The following is an 18478-nucleotide window of genomic DNA, read 5'->3' as shown; positions in this document are numbered from 1 at the left end:
TCTAGCGTAATTATCCTTCTTTTGCATCAAATTGTGTTGGTTTTCGCTGGGGCCTGGTCATTGTCTAAATTACCGATGTTGGTTGTGCCTGTAGCCTTTTTTGTATGGCTGCATTGCACAAAACGTCTAACAATACGTTTAAGCAAAGACGCGCTTTGCTTAGCGTTAGGCCGCAAAGAATGCAAGTTGAACCGTTGGAGAGAAATATTTGAACAAAGTGCTATGAATGTGCCCGACAAAGAAGAACTTGAGATCCGCTATCAGTTTGGTCAGCCTTCGACTGAGAGTGAACTCGCAACGCTTGAGCACCAGCTGGGCGGACCGATCCCCACTGAACTTCGCTCTATGCTCAAAGAGTTCAACGGCATCGAAATCAAAGAAAAGGACTGGGGAGAAAGCTGGCGCCCTCTTTATCTGAGCATAGCGCAGATACTCTTAGAGGTCGTTGACTACATTGAAACCAGCGGCAATCCCATGCCAGCGTCAGATGAGCTGGCGAATGTCGTTTTCTTTGCCCACCAGAACGGCTTTGCTGAGCTATATGCGGTTTGTATGCGAGACTTCTCCGAGTTCAGATCTGGTCAAATTCTGGTGCTTGATCACGAGACCGGAGAGCTCCAGCTTGCGGAAGAGTCCTTGTCCGCTTTTGTCTCAAATCCAGATTACTGTACTTTGTAGTAGTTATGGGGTCAGGCCCGCATGCCGCTGAATTTGGAGTTTATGTAAAATTTTTTAAGGGAGAAGTTTAGTGAGAAAAATTGCATTTTTATGTTTTATCGTTTTGATTGCGGGGTGTGCCAGTAATCTCCCTATGGAGGTGAAACCTGATCTAGTAGCATAATTTCAGCATGAACCCTTACCAGATAAAACCGAAACGCATGTATATGTAATAAGGGGGCCGGCCTGGGAAGGCGGTGCCTATGGAATAGAAGTCGGATTAGACGATAAATTAGTCACGTCTCTTGCTAGTGGCTCATATGATTTAATCAGTATGAAGTCGGGATTTAATACTCTTTATTTATCCCAATTTGGACAAACGTTTCAGCACAAGTTTATTGATGATCGAGGCGGCGAATTACTGTTTTATTACTTTAATCCTGTAACAGGCGAGTTTAAGGAAGTAAGGCCTGCACTGGGTAAGTCTTTAGTAATGCAAACTAAAAAAACAACTAAAAAACCCTCCAGAGATACTGCGGAGTACTATACAAATGCATTAATGAATCCGTCAGTGATGGGTATCAATTTGAAAACCGCTAAAAACGCATCGTTAGCGAATCCAGGCGAATATGCTGTTTTGAGCGTAACGAGACCCAGTAATATGCACAAAGAATTCGAGCTGGCGATCTGGTCTGAAAGTGAGCTTGTCGGTGTACTTGGTGGAGAAGAAAGAGCAGAAATCTTGCTGCCTCCGGGAAAGCATAGCATTTATACTTACATTAATGGCTTCTCAAAATTAGAGCTAGAAGTAGAGTCAGGAAAAAGATATTACGCTCGAATAGATTTCGAAAAACAACAGGGCTCAATTGGGACCCCTTGGAAGCTGCTCTCTAAATGGACAGCGCTGGACGCCAGAAATAAAGAACAATTTTATGAAGTTTCATTTTCCGGTGTACCAATCGTAGATGTCGATTCAAATAAAGTTAAGTTACCGTCAAATCAATTTAGAGTTAACCAGGCAAAAGAATATTTCAGGACATTTATAGATACAGACAAAGCTTCAGAGGTACCTGTCGCAAACATTACAACTGAAATGGGCTTGTGATGTCTGACAAAGACGTTACACATCATGGACGAGCCCGTTGGGCGCTCGAGTGCGCCCAAACAACAAGTTGCCCGCTATGTTTTGCGTTAGACGTGAACAGCAGGGGTAGCCGATGACAGCTAAGTGGATTCTCATCGCCATCGGAGTCGTATCTGTAGCTGCTGTTGCTTCGGTCTTGATCGGACAGGCCAGCGAAAGGTCCAAGGCTGAGCAGATGGCGACAGACCTACTCGGCGGCGCGACACAGCCAAGAAATACAGTCGTCAGTTTTGACGCATTGACCGACCTTCCACCGCCAGTTGCCCGTTATTTCCGGCATGTCTTAGTCGATGGCCAGCAGGTGATCCACTTAGTAAGGATGCAACAGTCTGGGGTATTGCGGACAAGTACTGCTGCCACTAGCTGGTCGTCGTTTAATGCTAGCCAAGTCGTCGTGCCGCCGGCAACCGGTTTCTTGTGGAATGCAAAAATCGAGATGCCCTTGGGTACACATGTCCGTGTGCTGGATAGCTACAGCAGCGGTGTTGGATCAGGTCGGGCGAGTCTCTTGTCTGCTTTTGCCATCGCTTCAGAAACCGGCGTGCCGGAATTAAATTCAGGCGCGTTACACAGGTACTTAGCAGAGGCTGTCTGGTTTCCTACCGCTCTTTTGCCACAATCTGGGGTATCTTGGAGTTCGATAGATGATTTCTCTGCACTGGCAACGCTGGCTGATGGCAGCACAACCGTATCCTTGGAATTTCGGTTTAACGACGTGGGTGAGGTAACGGGTATTTATAGTGATGGTCGGTTCGGCAGGTTTGATGGAACATACAGGCGAGTGCCCTGGGAGGGCCGTTTTCGGGACTATCAAACTCATGCAGGGATGCGAGTTCCATTCTATGGTGAAGTGGGTTGGTACGATGGCGGCGTTCTGCTATGGGTCTGGAAAGGCGATATCATAAAGGTCCAGTATGAGTTTGAACCTTAGATCACTGCTTGACGGTGTGAGTTGCGCCCAACAAGGTGCTGCAACGGACATCAAACGAATAATTACGATAACGGGCTCGACAACAAATGCAAACAACTGTATAAATAGACAGTCAATTACAGCGGGAGCAGCAAGATGGCAGTGATCATTAAATACGTGGTAGAACGCAACGGAGCCGAGAAAATGACTTTTACCTCTAAAGCCGAAGCAGATGCCTTTGATAAGATGCTGGATACAGCCGATGAGTTAACGGTATTACTGCAAGCCAGCCAGTTACTGGCCGATGAGCAGCAAACTGAAGCGCTGGCTTTGTACCTGGCACAACACAAAGACGCCTTATTGGCGGCACTGAGTGCTAAAAAAGTTGCTAAGCCAGCCAAAGCTGAAAAAGCAGCACCCGCTGAAGCCAAAGCCGCGGTTAAAGCGGCTTAGTGCTTAACGATGCCACTCACGCGGCTTGGCTGTTAGCAAAGCCGCTAAAACCCTTATAACGGCTTGATGCGAGCCGAAGGCTGCGACAGCTGGCGTTGCCAGTAGGCGGCTAAATCGGCTTTGACTTCTGGCAGCAATAAATACAACGCCAGAATATTCGGAATGGCCATTAAGAAGATCATCGAGTCGATAAAATCGAATACCGCCATAATGTCGGGTACAGCGCCCATAGATACCATCATACAAAATAAGATTTTGTAGAGGGTGGTCAGCCTCGGATCATGCCCGACAATATAGCGCCAGCCGGTCAGGCCATAGTATGACCAACTAATCACCGTAGAAAAGCCAAACAGCAGTAAGGCTACCATTAATACCAGCGGGAACCAGCTGATGACCGAGGCAAAAGCGCTGGAAGTGATTTGCACGCCATCCAATACATTACTCTGATAAGCGCCGGACAAAATGATCACTAAGGCGGTGATGGAGCAGATCACCACCGTATCAATAAAGGGTTCAAGCAAGCCGACAAAGCCCTGAGATACCGGATCTTTGGTTTTAGCCGCTGCATGGGCAATAGGGGAGGAGCCAATACCGGCTTCATTCGAGTAGGCTGCGCGCCTGAAACCCTGAATCAATACGCCAATAAAGCCACCATAAGCGGCATCTGGCGCAAAAGCACTGTGTACAATCAGCATCAAGGCCGCAGGGATTTGTGGTAAATGATGGCCAATCACCACAAAAGCGGCTATTAAGTAAATGGCGCACATCAGGGGCACCAGTTTACTGGTTACCCGGGCAATACTTTTAATACCACCAATAATTACCGCCCCGACCAGCAGCGCGTAAATAATGCCGAATAACCAGGCATTATCAAAGCCGGTAACAGTTTTAACCTGCACAAAACCCTGATTAACATGTACAAAACCCGCTGAACCAAAAATAACGGCAATTGAAAAAAACACCGCCAGTATGGTGCCCAGCAGCGGCAGCTGATATTTATCCAGCGCTGCTTTAATGTAATACATAGGCCCGCCGGAGACACTGCCATCGGCATTAAGCTGGCGGTATTTTACCGCCAACGTGCATTCGACAAACTTAGTCGACATGCCCAGTAACCCCGCCACTATCATCCAAAAGGTGGCACCGGGGCCGCCCAGACTAATGGCTACGGCTACCCCGGCGATATTACCGGTGCCAACAGTACCGGAAAGCGCTGTTGTTAAAGCACTGAAGGGCGAAATCTCGCCCGGGGTTTTAGCCGCACTTGGCCGGCGTATTAAGCGCAGGGCATGTGCAAAACCTCTGATATTGATAAACCCCAGATATCCGGTAAACACCAGGGCACCGCAAATCAGCCAAATGACCACCAAAGGCACGGCCACACCATCAACGTTAAAGGCATAAAACACCACGGCCGCTAAGCGCTCGGTAAAGGCCTCAAACAGCTGTTGAAAGCTAAACGATTCAGACATAGTTAGTTTTCTGCTTATTGCCGGTAGCCGGGTAAAAATTGCGCCAGCTTGCCAACCGCGGCTTCGAGTTGTTCACGATGCGGTAAAAATACAATGCGAAAATGATCCGGCTCAGGCCAGTTAAAGGCACGACCATGCACCAGTAACACTTTATGCTGGCGCAGAAAATCCAGCACAAACAGCTCATCATCATCAATGTTAATTTTTTTGCGATCAATCTTAGGGAATAAATACATGGCGCCTTTAGGTCGCATACAGCTGATGCCATCAATGCTGGTGACCAGCTTATGCGCTAAATCCATTTGATCGTATAAACGGCCGCCCGGCACCACCAGTTCATTAATACTCTGATAGCCACCCAGTGCTGTTTGCACCGCATGCTGACAAGGCACATTGGCGCACAGCCGCATAGAAGCGAGAATATTCAGGCCTTCAATATAATTGCGCGCCAGTTTTTTAGCACCGGAGATAAACAACCAGCCTATGCGAAAGCCGGCAATGCGGTAATTTTTCGATAAACCACCAAAGGTCAACATAATAAGATCATCGGCCAGCGCGGCGGTACTGACATGTTCAGTGCCATCAAACAGCACCTTGTCATAAATTTCATCGCTAAGCACCACCAAGCGGTGCTCGCGGGCAATCTTTAGCAGTTCCAGTAAGAAGGCTTTGTCGTACACTGCCCCGGTGGGGTTATTCGGGTTGATAAGCACTATAGCTTTGGTTTTTTTGCTGATTTTGGCTTTAATATCGTCAAGATCCGGATACCAGTCTTGTTGCTCATCACAGCGGTAGTGCAGCGGCTTACCCCCGGCCAGATTCACCGCAGCTGTCCACAACGGGTAATCCGGTGAGGGCACCAGGACTTCATCGCCGTTATTTAATAAGGCCTGCAGCGACATTAAAATTAGCTCAGACACGCCATTGCCGATATAGACATCATCCGCATCTGCACCCAGAATTCCGCGCTGCTGGTAATATTGTGCTACCGCAACACGGGCCGGGTAAATACCTTGTGAGTCAGAATAACCCTGAGCCGTTGGCAGGTTATGGATCACGTGTTTAAGTATTTCATCCGGCGCTTCAAAGCCAAAGGGCGCGGGATTGCCGATATTGAGCTTTAAAATACGGTGACCTTCTTCTTCCATCCGGCGGGCTTCTTGTGCCACCGGGCCGCGAATGTCATAACAAACACCATCTAATTTGGTCGAGCGCTCAATCGGTTTCATAGCCTGATACTTCTTTCCTGTTTAAACGTCCAGATAGCTAAATGCATTAGATACAGTTTTCACACAGCCGCCGCCAGATTGCAATCCCCAAGCTTTAATAAATACAAAAAACTACTGAAAAATTTCTTATCGTATCTGCAAAGCGTACAGGGTAAAATAAGCTCAATATGTAAGATGTTTTTTGCCAAAGTAGCAATTATGTTGTTTTGAGCCTAGTAAATTAAACAGGTGAATGATGCCCTTGTTGAAAAAACTATTATTCAGCTTAAGTTGGTTATGTGTGATTTATGCTTTACTGTTTCCTTTTATGGAGCTTGAAGCCATTAAGCAAGTGGATTCACTGGAAGAATGGCAAAAGCCCAGCCGGTTGGCCGCCTTAAACCAAGCCGATCAAAAAAAGGTGTTACAGCGGCTAGCTTATACACAGCCGCCAGTGCCTTACCAAGGCTTACCCGATTTTAGTCAGATAGCCGATGTTACCGCTAAGAAAAGAGCCTTTTTCACCTATTTGCGGCCCCATGTAAAACGCGAAAACAGCCGTATTAACGCACTGCGTCAGCAGCTTTTAGACATTCAGGATAAAAAACAGAAAAACCTGCGCATCTCATTGGAAGAATACGCATTTTTATACAGTTTATATGATGAATTTCGCTTAGAGGTCGCCAGTTCTGATTTGGCATCACTGCAACAGTTACTGCTAAGGGTGGATGTGCTGCCTGAAAGCTTAGTATTAATGCAGGCGGCCAATGAATCGGCCTGGGGCACCAGCCGTTTTGCAGTTGAGGGCTATAATTTTTTTGGTCAGTGGTGCTTTCGCGAAGGTTGCGGCATGATCCCGCTGAGTCGCGGTGAAGATCAAACCCACGAAGTGGCGAAGTTTGATAGCCCGGCGGCCAGTATTCGCAGTTACTTTTATAATCTGAATACCTTTCATACCTATGAAAGCCTGCGGTTAATCCGTGCAGAGCTGCGCCGCCAGGGCCGGCCAGTGCGTGGTGAAGCGCTGGCGGCTGGCTTGGGCCAATATTCAGAGCGCGGCGAAGATTATATTGCAGAAATCAGCGGCATGATCCGCTTTAACCGCCGCTTGCTGGAAGAGCAACAGCCTTAACCAGTATTGACAATGCGGCTGCCCTGTTACTAACTCAGTTGCAGTGGCTGCAGTTCGTTCTCGGGCTGCTCTGCTGTTAAGCCAACCGGAATGGCAGGGACACTGGCTTTATCAAAGGCAACATCACCCTCTAATCCTGCTTCTGCTGGCATGCCGTGAGTGATAGCGCTAAAGTCAAATAGCTGCTTATCCAGCATATGTGAGGGCACAATGTTTTGCATCGCCTGAAACATGGTTTCAATACGGCCGGGGAAGCGTTTATCCCAATCCTGCAGCATCTCTTTGACTACCTGGCGTTGTAAGCCGTCCTGCGAGCCACATAAATTACACGGAATGATCGGGAATTGTCTGGCCTGAGCATAACGTTCAATGTCTTTTTCTTTACAGTAAGCCAAAGGCCGGATCACAATATGCTCGCCATTGTCACTGATCAATTTTGGCGGCATAGATTTTAATTTGCCACCATAAAACATATTTAAAAATAAGGTTTCCAGCATATCATCGCGGTGATGACCCAAGGCTATCTTGGTGGCCCCCAGCTCTTTGGCGGTGCGGTACAAAATACCCCGACGTAGCCGTGAGCAGAGCGAGCAAGTGGTTTTACCTTCAGGAATTTTCTCTTTAACAATAGAGTAGGTATCTTCAGTAACAATCAGGTACTCAATGCCAATGCTGTCGAGATAACGGGGCAGAACTTCAGCTGGAAAGCCGGGCTGTTTTTGATCAAGATTAACGGCAATCAGGCTGAAATTTACCGGGGCCGATTGCTGTAAATTGATCAAAATATCTAACAGGGTGTAGGAGTCTTTACCACCTGACAGGCAGACCATCACCTTGTCACCCTCAGTAATCATGCCAAAGTCAGCAATGGCCTGGCCCACGCCCCGGCGTAACCGCTTATGAAGTTTGTTTAAATCGTATTGGGCTTTAGCTTGGGCTGCATGTGACATGACAAAGTTTACCAGAATGAAAAAGGCGCACATTATAACGAACTGTGCGCCTATACCAAAGCCTGACAGCCGGCTTTGTCAGAATTCTTTTATCAATTTTTTTGCAGCGGGCTGACAAAGTTAGCCGGTTTTAATGCCAGCACGTCGCAATCAAGCCTGTCTATCACATGTTCAGCGGTATTGCCGATAATGGCCGCAGATAACCCTGTGCGGCCAATAGTGCCAATAACCACCATTTCTGCATCCAGTTTTTTTGCCAACTGCGGTATCACATCTTCAGGCATGCCCTCAAGAACATGGGTGTGTTGCTCAGCAATACTGTATTGTTTTGACAACTCAGCGACAGCACCTTCATGATGCCGCCTCATGCTGCTGTTGTATTCCTGCGGGTTAAACTCGGGGATTTCGATAGCAATATTTACCGGTGTACCAGGGTAGGCATTAACCAAATGTACCCGGGCATTTAACAGCTCCGCCATCTGACTGGCTTTGACCAGTACGCGCTGATTAAGCGATAAATGGTGCTCTTGCTCTGAGCCGGCATTGACTGCGGCAATAATATTTCCCTGAGCCGGCCAGTCGTGATCTTTTACCAGTAATACCGGGCAAGGGCACTTGCGCAGAATATGCCAATCGGTCGGGGTAAAGATCATTGATTTAAGTACATCGTGATCATGAGTGCCTTTAATGACTAAATCATAGCCATCCTCCAGCACGGCATGCACCACGGCTTCAAAAGGCCTGTTGTGCCAGACCACTTTAATATTAATGCTTAAACCTTGCTGCTGGGCATGCTGCAAAAACTCACTTATCCACAGTTCACGGTCTTTAATGACCGCCTGGCGCATCGATTCACGTTCATCGCCCGATAACATGGTGGTCATTTCATAGGAAAAATCATAGACAGATAAAAACGCGGTGAGCTGACACTGTTGTTTTAAACAGAGTTCAATGGCCCGGTTTAAGGCTTTTTGCTGAGTAGCAGTGGGATCTAATACTACTAAGACGTTAGTAAAAAGTGACATAGCGCTGTCCTTAGAAAGCCAAACTTAGCACAGAGTGTAGCTAAGTTAATTGGCTTTGTCAGATATGAACGGGCGCTTTATGTCCAAAAAATTGTGCTATATCAAGCTTAAGCATAAAAAATTAACACTGGCCTGATAGCTGGCTTAAGGCGTTATTATCTATAATAGTGATAAGCTTACCCTCAACGCTGATAATCTGATCTTTATGCATTTTACTGAGCAGTCGGCTGATGGTTTCAACCGTTAGCCCCAGGTAATTACCGATGTCACTGCGCGTCATAGACAGTCGGAAGGCTTTTCCTGAAAAACCGCGACTGGCGAAGCGGCTGGCCAGGTGGCTTAAAAACGTGGCCAGTTTCTGCTCGGCCGTTTTACGGTTTAGCAGCAGTAACATCTGCTGATCGGCTTGAATATCCTGACTCATCAGCCGCATTAATTGCTGGCGTAATTTCGGTAGGTGATCCAGTAAGCTTTCCAGGTTGGGGTAGGGTATTTCACACACCATGCCGGTTTCCAGCGCTTCAGCATAGCTGCGGTGCTGCTGCTGGTTAATGGCGTCAAAGCCAATCACATCCCCCGGTAAATGAAAGCCGGTAATTTGCTGCTCACCCTGTTCTGTCAGTGTGAAGGTTTTAAAGGAGCCGGTACGAATAGCGTATAGTGATTTCAGTGCTATACCACTTTCAAATAGCATATCGCCTTTATGTAAAGGTCTTTTGCGCTGAATAATATCATCAAGTCGGTTAAGATCTTGCTCATTAAGCGAAAATGGCAGGCATAACTGACTAAAGCCGCAGTCTTGACAATTTATAGCTGAACGTTGCATCGGGCCAGAATCCTAAAGGTTTCTCATTGGCTACTAGCTTAAAAAGTTAACCGTTGCAAAGCAAGCCAAATCGTATAAAGCGCATAAGTAGCCAGTAATACCGCCGCGCTATAACGAAGCAGCGGCAGATTTTTTATGCGGCTAAGGGTGTTAGCCGCACTGCCAAACAGCAGTAATCCCGGCAAGGTACCCAGACCAAACATCAGCATGAACAAGCTGCCATCTAAAGCACTGCCACTGGCCAGGCTCCAACTCAACGCAGAATACACCAGACCACAGGGCAACCAACCCCAGCAAAAGCCATAACCCAAGGCACGTTTAGCATTATTGATCGGCATGCATTTCTGGCTTATCGGCTGCAAGAGTCGCCACAGATAGCGTCCGGGGCGTTCCAGGTAAGTTAAGCCAAACCATAACCTGGCGACATAGAGTGCCATCGCCAGCATTAACAAGCCGGCAATTAAGCGTAACCAGACTAATGACAACCCGGCCAGCTGCATCGCCTGCATACCAAAATAACCGATTAGTGCACCAAAAAGCGCATAGCTGCTGATTCTGCCAAGGCTTAACAATAGCTGCAGCCGAAAGCGTTGCCAGAAGCTTTGCCCGGGCATGGCTAATTGCAGCGCGGCGACGATGCCCCCGCACATCACTAAACAGTGGCTACTGCCTAAAAAGCCGATAAGCAGCGCGGCTAACAGATCTGCATTCATTTAGCTGCTTTCATTTTGGATTGGTGTCGTCAGGTTGCTTAGTTGTGGCTGCTGTCGGCTTCTGCTCTGGCTCATCAAACAGGATACTAAAACCTTCTTTATCCAGATCCTCAAACTGCTTAGATCGCACAGCCCAAAAGAAAATCGCTAATCCTATCAGCACAAACAGCACTGCTATAGGGATTAACACATAAATAATACTCATTTTTTTAATAACCTCAGCGAGTTAGATACCACCAACAAAGAGCTGAATGACATGCCTAACACCGCTATGTAGGGTGACACAAAACCCGCTACCGCTAAAGGGATGATAATCACGTTATAGCCGACCGACCAGGCCAGGTTTTGCTTAATAATACGGGCTGTTTCCTGACCACCATCCAATAATTGTTGTACTAGCTGCAGTTCAGGCTTTAACAGTAACACATCCGCCTGACTTTTAGATAAATCGCTGCCAGAGTGCACGGCGACGGAAATATGCGCGGCATTAAACGCCGGGCTGTCATTAATCCCATCGCCCAGCATTAAAACCTTATGCGACTGTGCTATTAAGTGTTGTATCTGGGTTACCTTTTGCTCGGGGCTACAGCTCTTATGGTAAAAATCCAGTTTTAGCGCCGCACTTAATTGCTCGGGCTGGGTTGAGCTATCGCCGGTGAGCATACCCACACTAAAGCCTTGCTGTTGTAAGGCACTAATCAGCGCTGGTACTTCAGGCCGCAGTTGGTCAGCTAAGCTGATAGCCGCAACCGTTTTATCATCGACACTCAGATAGACCATGGCATCAGCGACCACAATATGCTGGCAAAATGCGGCACTGCCGACTTTAAGTCGCTTACCTTGCCAATTGCTACTTATCCCGCGGCCAACCTCGATATTCACTTCTGTCAGGGCAATGGCAGCGGTCAGGCAAGGGGCAAAGGCGGCGGCTATCGGGTGCTCTGAGTATTGCTCAAGGTTAGCAATCAGGTTTAACACTTCCGGCTCAGTATAAGCACTGTCTAATAGCTGACATTGGGTAACAGAAAAATGCCCCGCGGTCAGGGTGCCGGTTTTATCCACAACGATATGGCTGATTTGCGGCAGCATTTCCAACGCCTGGCTATTTTTTATCAAAACACCGCGTTGGTTTAGCCGGGATAGGGCACAGGTAATAGCGGTAGGGGTGGCCAGACTGAGCGCGCAGGGGCAGGTAGCAACCAGCACGGACAAGGTCACCCAAAAGGCCCGGCTGCTGTCGAGCCAGAAATACCAGAGTAAAAAGGTCGCTACGGCGATGACCAATAAGCGCTCGACAAAATATTTGGCCAGCTCATCGGTTTTTTCGACCAGTTTGGGTTTTTGGTGCAAGGCCTGCTGCTGCAGTTGAATAATTTGCCCAAGCCTGGAGTGTTGTAACGACTGCTGCACCTGCACGGTGAGCACTCCATCATGATTAACACTGCCGGCCAGCACCTCATCGCCCGGGTGTTTGGCTACCGGTAAATACTCGCCGCTGAGCATGGATTCATCTACTGAACTGCTACCGGTTAGTACCCGGCCATCAGCGGGCAGGGTTTCACCAGCCTTAACCAGGATGTTGTCACCGGCTTTCAGGCGCCTCGCTGAGCAGCTGACCCATTGTTCACCTTGTAACAGGCTGGCAGTAACCGGCATGATTTTTAGTAAATTGCTGGTCGATTCACGGGCACGGGCGCGGGCACGATACTCAAAAAACTTGCCCAGCTGCAGTAAAAAGGTAAACATACACACCGATTCAAAATACACTTCGCCGGTATGAAAAACGGTGGCCCAGGCCGAAGCAAAAAAGGTGTAATAGAGCGCCAGACTCACCGGCACATCCATGTTCATCTGGCGGGCCTTGATGCTGCGCCAGGCACTGCTGACAAAAGGCAGGGCGGCATAAAACACCACTGGCATTGTCAGTAACAGACTGACCCAGCGCAAATACCCCCCGTGTGAGGCATCAATGCCGCTGTATTCACCAAAATATAAGGCAAAGGCCAGCATCATCACTTGCATGGTCATAATGCCGGACACTGCCAGCCGCTTCAGGTAGCGGTTTAATTCCTGTTTAAATTGCTGCTCTTGCTCGTCGGCAACAAAGGGGCTGGCCTGATAGCCCAGTTGTTGTATATGCTTGATGAGTTGGCTTAAAGGGAGTTGTTCTGGTTGCCACACCAGCAGTGCTCTGGCGGAACCAGCATTCACCGTCACCTGTTTTATGGCCGGGAGTTTTGCTAATTGCTTTTCAATTAACCATGCACAGGCAGCGCAGCTCATGCCATTTATTGATAATTCAATTTGTTGACCATCAGCAGCGCTCTGGCTAATGTCTTGCAACACATCAGCCGAGTCGAGTTGTAATAATTCCTCAGCCAGTGTTTCAGGCAGGGCATCTGCTTTAGTGGCAGGTACTGTCCGAAACCGGTAATAATCAGCCAGACCATTTTTAATGATGGTATCAGCAACAGCCTGACAGCCGGCACAACAAAACGGCTGTTTAACACCGTCTATCTGCAGATAAAACGACTTAGCGCTCACCAGTGGCTGATGACAATGAAAACAGCCATTCACAGTTTCTTGCTTGTGCGACACCATAGCCTCGGTTAGTAACCCAGCTTAATTTCTTTTGTCACCGGTAGCACCAAATTCGCGCGCAGCCGCCATTCTTTGGTGTCATCAGAAACCGTTAAACGCCAGCGACCATGGGGTGTAGTGGGTAAGGTTGCCACATATAGCAGGGCGCCACTGCGCTCAGCGGTAACTGTAAAATCGTTGGCACCAAGAGTGGGGTGATAAAACTCCAGTTGCAGACTATCACCCATAACGGCATTTTCAGCAAAACGGACTACAGCCCGGTTACCTGCCATCAACACAGTCGCACTAAGGTTGCGAAGTGCAGCTTCACGATCTTTAGCCAGTTGCACATTAATAGTTCGGCCTGCTTTATAGTAGTCATCAACGACCATTTCGGGCTGATGTTGTTGCATGATAATGATGCTATGCACAGCCTTTAACGCCGTAGCGACAGGAATGGCAATCAGGATCCAGGGCCAGAGTTGTTTGTACCAGGGTTTAGTGTCCAGTTGCATCTTTACCTCAATATTGATAGCACTAAGCCCCATTACGGGGCTTAGGGTTAAACGGATGGCAAGGCGCCGTTAGCGCAAGTCATCCGGGTTAGACAGTCGGTAAACATAAGCGGTCAGGATATGCACCTTATCTTCACCCAGAGTCTGTTTAAAGGCTGGCATCACACCATAGCGACCTTTACGCAAGGTTTCATCAATGGCTTCAACAGAACCTCCATACAACCAGATGTTGTTGGTTAAATTTGGGGCGCCAAACGGCAGGTTGTGCGCGACACTACCACGGCCATCAGCACCATGACAGGCAGCACACATGCCAAATTTGGCCTGGCCAGCTTCAGCGTCACGTTGATTTACTGCGCGGCCAGATAACTGCAGCACATAAGCCGTCATTTCGCGAATACCCTGATCACCTAGTGCGGCTTCCCAACCCGGCATAGCGGCTTTACGGCCATAGAGCAGGGTTTCTTTGATCTTTTCAGGGGTGCCACCATATAGCCAGTCGTTATCTGTCAGGTTAGGGTAACCCCGCTGACCGCGTGCATCTGAGCCGTGGCACAGCGCGCAGTTTTGTAAAAACAAGCGTTGGCCAATTTTCAGTGCATCAGCATCGTAGGCTAAATCTAACACATCACGCTGAGCAAATTGCTGGAATACCGGGCCGTAGACTTCATCAGCTTTCAGGTTTTCCTGATCTAACTGCACATGCAGACCTTGCTCCCGGGCGCGCTCAACCGCCTGACGAGATTCTTCCAGGGATTTAATGCCCTGATTAGAACTGGTCCAATTTAAAAAACCTTTATAGTTTCCTAAACCCGGGTAAGCGGCCAGATAGAATACCCCCCAGACAATAGTGGCGAAGAACATAATGGTCCACCACTTTGGCAAAGGGTTATTAATTTCTGAAATACCGTCCACTTCATGGCCAGTGGTTTCATCCTCTGGTACGCCAACGTGGTTTTTCAGATTCCAGGTGAGCAGCAGCACACAACCGACCAGCACTGGTATGGTTAAAATAATGATCCAAGCACTCCAGAAGCTACTCATGCTCTGACTCCCGTTTTTGTTTTTGGTTGTTAGATTCTGGTTCGTCGTCAAACACTAAATTGGCAGCTTCGTCAAAATCGGCTTTACGTTTTTTACTGTAAGCCCAGATAACAAAACTGACGAAACCGACAAACAAGATCACTGTCAAAATGCTGTGAAGCGTTGCAAATTCCATAGTCGTTACTTCAGTGCGGTGCCCAGCGATTGCAGATAGGCAATCAGGGCTTCCATTTCAGTTTTACCTTTAACGGCCTCTGCAGCACCGGCGATATCTTCATCGGTGTAAGGCACGCCAAAGCCACGGAAAATTTCCAGTTTACGGGCGGTGTATTTGCCATCCAGAATATTGCGGTCTAACCAGGGGTAGCCCGGCATATTGGATTGCGGTACCACTGAACGTGGATCCATCATGTGGGCATAGTGCCAGTCATCGCTGTAACGCCCCCCAACGCGAGCCAGATCCGGGCCGGTACGCTTAGAACCCCATAAAAACGGGTGTTCCCATACGCTTTCACCGGCAACGGAATAATGCCCATACCGTTCCACTTCTGCACGGAAAGGACGGATCATCTGGCTATGGCAATTGGTGCAACCTTCGCGGATGAATACATCGCGACCTTCCATCTGCAGGGCAGTGTAAGGCTTGAGGCCATCTACCGGCACAGTGGTCTCTTCCATAAACATCAGGGGCGTAATTTGCACCAGGGTACCAAAACTGATGGCGATAACAGTAAAGATGCCGAGTAAGCCAACGCTTTTTTCAATTTTTTCGTGATGATTCTTAGACATCCGATACTCCTTAAGCTACTGCCGCAACAGGCTGCTGCACGACACTTGGGCCACGCAGGGTTTTGTAGACGTTATAAGCCATGACAAACATACCGGCGACCACAAAAACACCACCGATAAAGCGCATCAGATAAAACGGCATTGAGGCTTCTAAACTTTGTACAAAACTGTAGGTCAGGGTACCGTCGGTATTAACCGCACGCCACATCATGCCCTGCATAATGCCTGAGAACCACATAGCAACGATGTACAGTACCACGCCAATAGTATGTAACCAGAAGTGAGTATTAATCAGCGATGTGCTGTACATGCCCGTTCTGTTATAAACCGCAGGGATTAGGTGGTACATAGCACCAATAGAAATCATCGCTACCCATCCCAAGGCACCAGAGTGCACATGGCCAACCGTCCAGTCAGTGTAATGCGACAGCGCATTTACAGATTTAATGGCCATCATCGGACCTTCAAAGGTTGACATACCATAAAAAGACAGCGACACAATTAAGAAACGTAAGATAGGGTCAGTTTTCAGTTTATGCCAGGCACCGGATAACGTCATGATACCGTTAATCATGCCTCCCCAGCTTGGTACAAACAGGATGACCGACATCACCATACCTAAAGACTGGGTCCAGTCTGGCAGGGCGGTGTAGTGTAAGTGGTGCGGGCCCGCCCAGATATAGAGCGCAATCAGTGCCCAGAAGTGCACTATGGATAAGCGGTATGAATAAACCGGACGACCAGCTTGCTTAGGCACGAAATAATACATCATACCTAAAAAGCCAGCAGTCAGCAGGAAGCCTACTGCATTGTGGCCATACCACCATTGCACCATAGCATCTACCGCGCCAGCGTAAATGGAGTAAGATTTGAACAGGTTAAGCGGCACTACCATGCTATTGACAATATGTAATGCAGCGACGGTGATAATAAAACCACCATAGAACCAGTTAGCAACATATATATGGCTGGTTTTGCGTTTGACTAGCGTACCGAAAAAGACGATGGCAAAGGCAACCCATACCACAGTGATAAGAATATCGATGGGCCATTCCAGCTCGGCGTATTCTTTACTCTGGCTCATGCCCAGCGGTAAAGTAATTGCCGCCAGCACTATTACTGTTTGCCAACCCCAGAAGGTAAACATGGCCAGTTTTTCAGCAAATAATCTTACCTGGCAGGTGCGCTGTACTATGTAGTAGCAAGTAGCAAACAGGGCACTTGTACCAAAGGCGAAGATAACCGCGTTAGTGTGTAAAGGGCGCAACCGGCTATAGGTTAGCCAGGGAATGTCAAAGTTTAACGCTGGCCAATATAACTGGGCGGCAATTAATAAGCCCACCACCATGCCAACAATACCCCATAAAACGGTAGTAATGGCAAAGAGGCGGACCACGCTATAGTTGTAGTCAACATTTAACGGTTTTGTCTGGCTCATGTTGAGTTCCGTTGCAGTTTTGCTGGTTACTAAAATGCCACTTTGCAGTGACGCTTGTTGTTATAAGTAGTGCAGCGGTTAACTATTTACAGTTAATCGATTCACTACTGAATTTGGGCCAAATGATACGAGTTTTACCCTTAAAAAGATAGGTAAACACACCTATTTTATGATGTAGAACAAAGTCTCTGCTCACTAAATCAACAATTGTAGCCCCGCTTTAGCACTTTTGCGTAAAACCGCTTAGAATATGCTTTTTATTGCCGGAGACCTTATGCGCTTTACCTCAGGTTGGGTTCTGTTGTTGTTATTTAGCTTGAGCGCTTGCCAGCCTACAGCGGTGTCTCAACCAGCGCGACTGCTACTGCAATCAGATCCGCTTGAAGTGTGGATTGCCCCTGGCAACATACCGGTTGAGTATCCTTTGCAATTAACGCTGGCGCTTCAGCAACCTGTTCAACAGATCCAAGCTGAGATAACCGGCTTGTCAATGTATATGGGGCGGATACCTTTGCGTTTTACCCGGCTAGATACGTTACAATCTGATTGGACCGAGCAATGGCAGGCCGAATTTTTGCTCGGCGCTTGCAGCGATCCACAGATGAAATGGCAACTGAAACTGACAGTGCTGTACCAGAGTGGCGAACAAGTTGAGCTAATTCAAACCTTTAGTTCCAGCTGGAAATAAGACTATTTTTTGACTTGCCTGTTGCTTATTTTTTCGGCATGATGAGGCGGCCTATCAAGCAAGGAGACACTATTATGACCAGTGAGTTTGTACGCAATATCCATCTGGCTACAGCCCAGCAATTACGAGAGCAAGGCGTTGATATATATGGCATAGTTGAACACTTTGAGAATGTGTTTATGCCCCATGATGAGTTACCTGAGCTGCTGGATCAGCTGGGTTATCCGCAGCAGGATTTAAAAGGTTTTTTGCAGGGGCAACTTTAAGCTTTTGCGATACAAAGTGTCAGCTTAAGCGGCGCTCTGCACTCAAGGTTTAAGCGGGCACTTTCAATACAAATAAACTCACGATAGCCGTGATCTGCCATGTCAGGTAGTTCGCGGCTTTTTTGTTGCCAGGGATTCCACACTATGGCCGAGTCCTGACCGCTATGGCTGATGGTTAATTGCTGTGCCAGACACTGCAGCTGTATACAATTTGCCGGCTGATGATACACCCGATCCGTTTCTGCGCTGATACGCAGTATGTCATCGTTACTGCGCTGCTCAATACCACTCACTTTATCAAAAAAAAGCTCAGGTAGCGGTTTCACCCGGGCTTGTGTGATATCAGTGACTCTGAAATAACTGTGCAAGGCCGCTTGTTGTGGCAAATCGCTGTCGCAGGTCAGGCTCAGCTGTAACTGTGCGTGAGTTAACCGCAAGTGTAATTGCAGGCGCACTGTGCCGGGTGAGTAGGGCAGATTTTTTACATCAATAAATAGCGCTATGCTAACTGCAGCTGGCGTTACCTCAGTGCTAAGTACCTGCCATAGGCGGTTACGCACTAAGCCATGATTAGGCAAGGCCTGACTTGCCGGGTTAAGCCGGCTGGCTGGCGGACCAAACCAGGGCCAGCAGACCGGCACACCACCGCGAATAGCCTGTTGATTATG

Annotated in this window: 21 protein-coding genes; 7 read left to right on the top strand and 14 right to left on the bottom strand. The window is 48.0% G+C overall.

Translation table 11 applies throughout. From position 1 onward, the window contains the following. From V7D78_RS12610 to V7D78_RS12595, 4 genes are all read left to right on the top strand, one after another. Positions 1 to 678 (top strand): SMI1/KNR4 family protein (locus V7D78_RS12610; protein WP_333608807.1); only part of this gene is annotated, 678 nt, incomplete at its 5' end. 313 nt (positions 679 to 991) lie between these two features. Then, complete coding sequence (locus V7D78_RS12605) at positions 992 to 1762, top strand: hypothetical protein (RefSeq protein WP_333608806.1); 771 nt, start codon at positions 992 to 994, stop codon at positions 1760 to 1762. A 112-nt stretch (positions 1763 to 1874) separates the two neighbouring features. Continuing rightward, positions 1875 to 2732 (top strand): DUF6544 family protein, encoded by an 858-nt coding sequence (locus tag V7D78_RS12600; protein ID WP_333608805.1) that lies wholly within the window; start codon positions 1875 to 1877, stop codon positions 2730 to 2732. 135 nt (positions 2733 to 2867) lie between these two features. Continuing rightward, complete coding sequence (locus V7D78_RS12595) at positions 2868 to 3164, top strand: YebG family protein (RefSeq protein ID WP_333608804.1); 297 nt, start codon at positions 2868 to 2870, stop codon at positions 3162 to 3164. 53 nt (positions 3165 to 3217) lie between these two features. Here the strand turns inward: V7D78_RS12595 and V7D78_RS12590 are convergent, their stop codons facing one another. Together V7D78_RS12590 and V7D78_RS12585 are read right to left on the bottom strand one after the other, a co-directional pair. Next, a complete protein-coding gene (locus tag V7D78_RS12590) occupies positions 3218 to 4636 on the bottom strand; it encodes an alanine/glycine:cation symporter family protein (protein ID WP_333608803.1) in 1419 nt (472 codons plus the stop codon). 14 nt (positions 4637 to 4650) lie between these two features. Beyond that, positions 4651 to 5865 carry a pyridoxal phosphate-dependent aminotransferase gene (locus V7D78_RS12585; protein WP_333608802.1) on the bottom strand — a complete coding sequence of 405 codons (1215 nt, stop codon included), beginning with the start codon at positions 5863 to 5865 and terminating at the stop codon, positions 4651 to 4653. A 241-nt stretch (positions 5866 to 6106) separates the two neighbouring features. On the opposite strand from V7D78_RS12585, the gene V7D78_RS12580 reads away from it, so the two are divergent. Further along, positions 6107 to 6976, top strand: coding sequence for a glucosaminidase domain-containing protein (locus V7D78_RS12580; RefSeq protein WP_333608801.1), 870 nt, complete (start codon positions 6107 to 6109; stop codon positions 6974 to 6976). A gap of 29 nt (positions 6977 to 7005) precedes the next feature. Here the strand turns inward: V7D78_RS12580 and ttcA are convergent, their stop codons facing one another. The 11 genes from ttcA to ccoN form a co-directional block, all read right to left on the bottom strand. Beyond that, positions 7006 to 7926 (bottom strand): tRNA 2-thiocytidine(32) synthetase TtcA, encoded by a 921-nt coding sequence (ttcA, locus tag V7D78_RS12575; RefSeq protein WP_333608800.1) that lies wholly within the window; start codon positions 7924 to 7926, stop codon positions 7006 to 7008. A gap of 92 nt (positions 7927 to 8018) precedes the next feature. Then, on the bottom strand, positions 8019 to 8951 hold the full coding sequence (uspE, locus tag V7D78_RS12570; protein ID WP_333608799.1) for a universal stress protein UspE: 933 nt from the start codon (positions 8949 to 8951) through the stop codon (positions 8019 to 8021). Between the two features lie 121 nt (positions 8952 to 9072). Next, entirely contained in the window at positions 9073 to 9777 is a 705-nt protein-coding gene (gene fnr, locus V7D78_RS12565; RefSeq protein WP_333608798.1) for a fumarate/nitrate reduction transcriptional regulator Fnr, read from the bottom strand. A gap of 38 nt (positions 9778 to 9815) precedes the next feature. After that, positions 9816 to 10490, bottom strand: a complete 675-nt coding sequence (locus V7D78_RS12560) for a sulfite exporter TauE/SafE family protein (protein ID WP_333608797.1) — start codon at positions 10488 to 10490, stop codon at positions 9816 to 9818. 10 nt (positions 10491 to 10500) lie between these two features. Continuing rightward, positions 10501 to 10695 carry a cbb3-type cytochrome oxidase assembly protein CcoS gene (gene ccoS, locus V7D78_RS12555; protein WP_333608796.1) on the bottom strand — a complete coding sequence of 65 codons (195 nt, stop codon included), beginning with the start codon at positions 10693 to 10695 and terminating at the stop codon, positions 10501 to 10503. Further along, complete coding sequence (locus V7D78_RS12550) at positions 10692 to 13067, bottom strand: heavy metal translocating P-type ATPase (RefSeq protein ID WP_333608795.1); 2376 nt, start codon at positions 13065 to 13067, stop codon at positions 10692 to 10694. The genes ccoS and V7D78_RS12550 overlap by 4 nt, the downstream gene beginning before the upstream one ends. 32 nt (positions 13068 to 13099) lie before the next feature. Next, complete coding sequence (locus V7D78_RS12545; RefSeq protein WP_333608794.1) at positions 13100 to 13585, bottom strand: FixH family protein; 486 nt, start codon at positions 13583 to 13585, stop codon at positions 13100 to 13102. Between the two features lie 69 nt (positions 13586 to 13654). After that, a complete protein-coding gene (ccoP, locus tag V7D78_RS12540; RefSeq protein WP_333608793.1) occupies positions 13655 to 14629 on the bottom strand; it encodes a cytochrome-c oxidase, cbb3-type subunit III in 975 nt (324 codons plus the stop codon). Beyond that, on the bottom strand, positions 14622 to 14804 hold the full coding sequence (locus V7D78_RS12535) for a cbb3-type cytochrome oxidase subunit 3 (RefSeq protein ID WP_333608792.1): 183 nt from the start codon (positions 14802 to 14804) through the stop codon (positions 14622 to 14624). The genes ccoP and V7D78_RS12535 overlap by 8 nt, the downstream gene beginning before the upstream one ends. Positions 14805 to 14809: 5 nt before the next feature. Then, positions 14810 to 15418 (bottom strand): cytochrome-c oxidase, cbb3-type subunit II, encoded by a 609-nt coding sequence (gene ccoO / locus V7D78_RS12530; RefSeq protein ID WP_333608791.1) that lies wholly within the window; start codon positions 15416 to 15418, stop codon positions 14810 to 14812. 10 nt (positions 15419 to 15428) lie between these two features. Further along, entirely contained in the window at positions 15429 to 16856 is a 1428-nt protein-coding gene (gene ccoN, locus V7D78_RS12525; RefSeq protein ID WP_333608790.1) for a cytochrome-c oxidase, cbb3-type subunit I, read from the bottom strand. Between the two features lie 274 nt (positions 16857 to 17130). Here ccoN and V7D78_RS12520 point away from each other — a divergent pair, with 274 nt between their 5' ends. Beyond that, positions 17131 to 17544, top strand: a complete 414-nt coding sequence (locus V7D78_RS12520) for a hypothetical protein (RefSeq protein ID WP_333608789.1) — start codon at positions 17131 to 17133, stop codon at positions 17542 to 17544. Between the two features lie 74 nt (positions 17545 to 17618). Then, entirely contained in the window at positions 17619 to 17810 is a 192-nt protein-coding gene (locus V7D78_RS12515; RefSeq protein ID WP_333608788.1) for a hypothetical protein, read from the top strand. Here V7D78_RS12515 and V7D78_RS12510 read toward each other — a convergent pair. Beyond that, positions 17807 to 18478, bottom strand: a 672-nt coding sequence (locus V7D78_RS12510) for an aldose epimerase family protein (RefSeq protein ID WP_333608787.1), incomplete at its 5' end; no start/stop codon positions are given. The genes V7D78_RS12515 and V7D78_RS12510 overlap by 4 nt on opposite strands.

The sequence above is a fragment of the Arsukibacterium sp. genome, assembly GCF_036735525.1.
Classification (GTDB): Bacteria; Pseudomonadota; Gammaproteobacteria; order Enterobacterales; family Alteromonadaceae; genus Alishewanella.
This window is presented reverse-complemented; position numbering and strand designations above follow the sequence as displayed.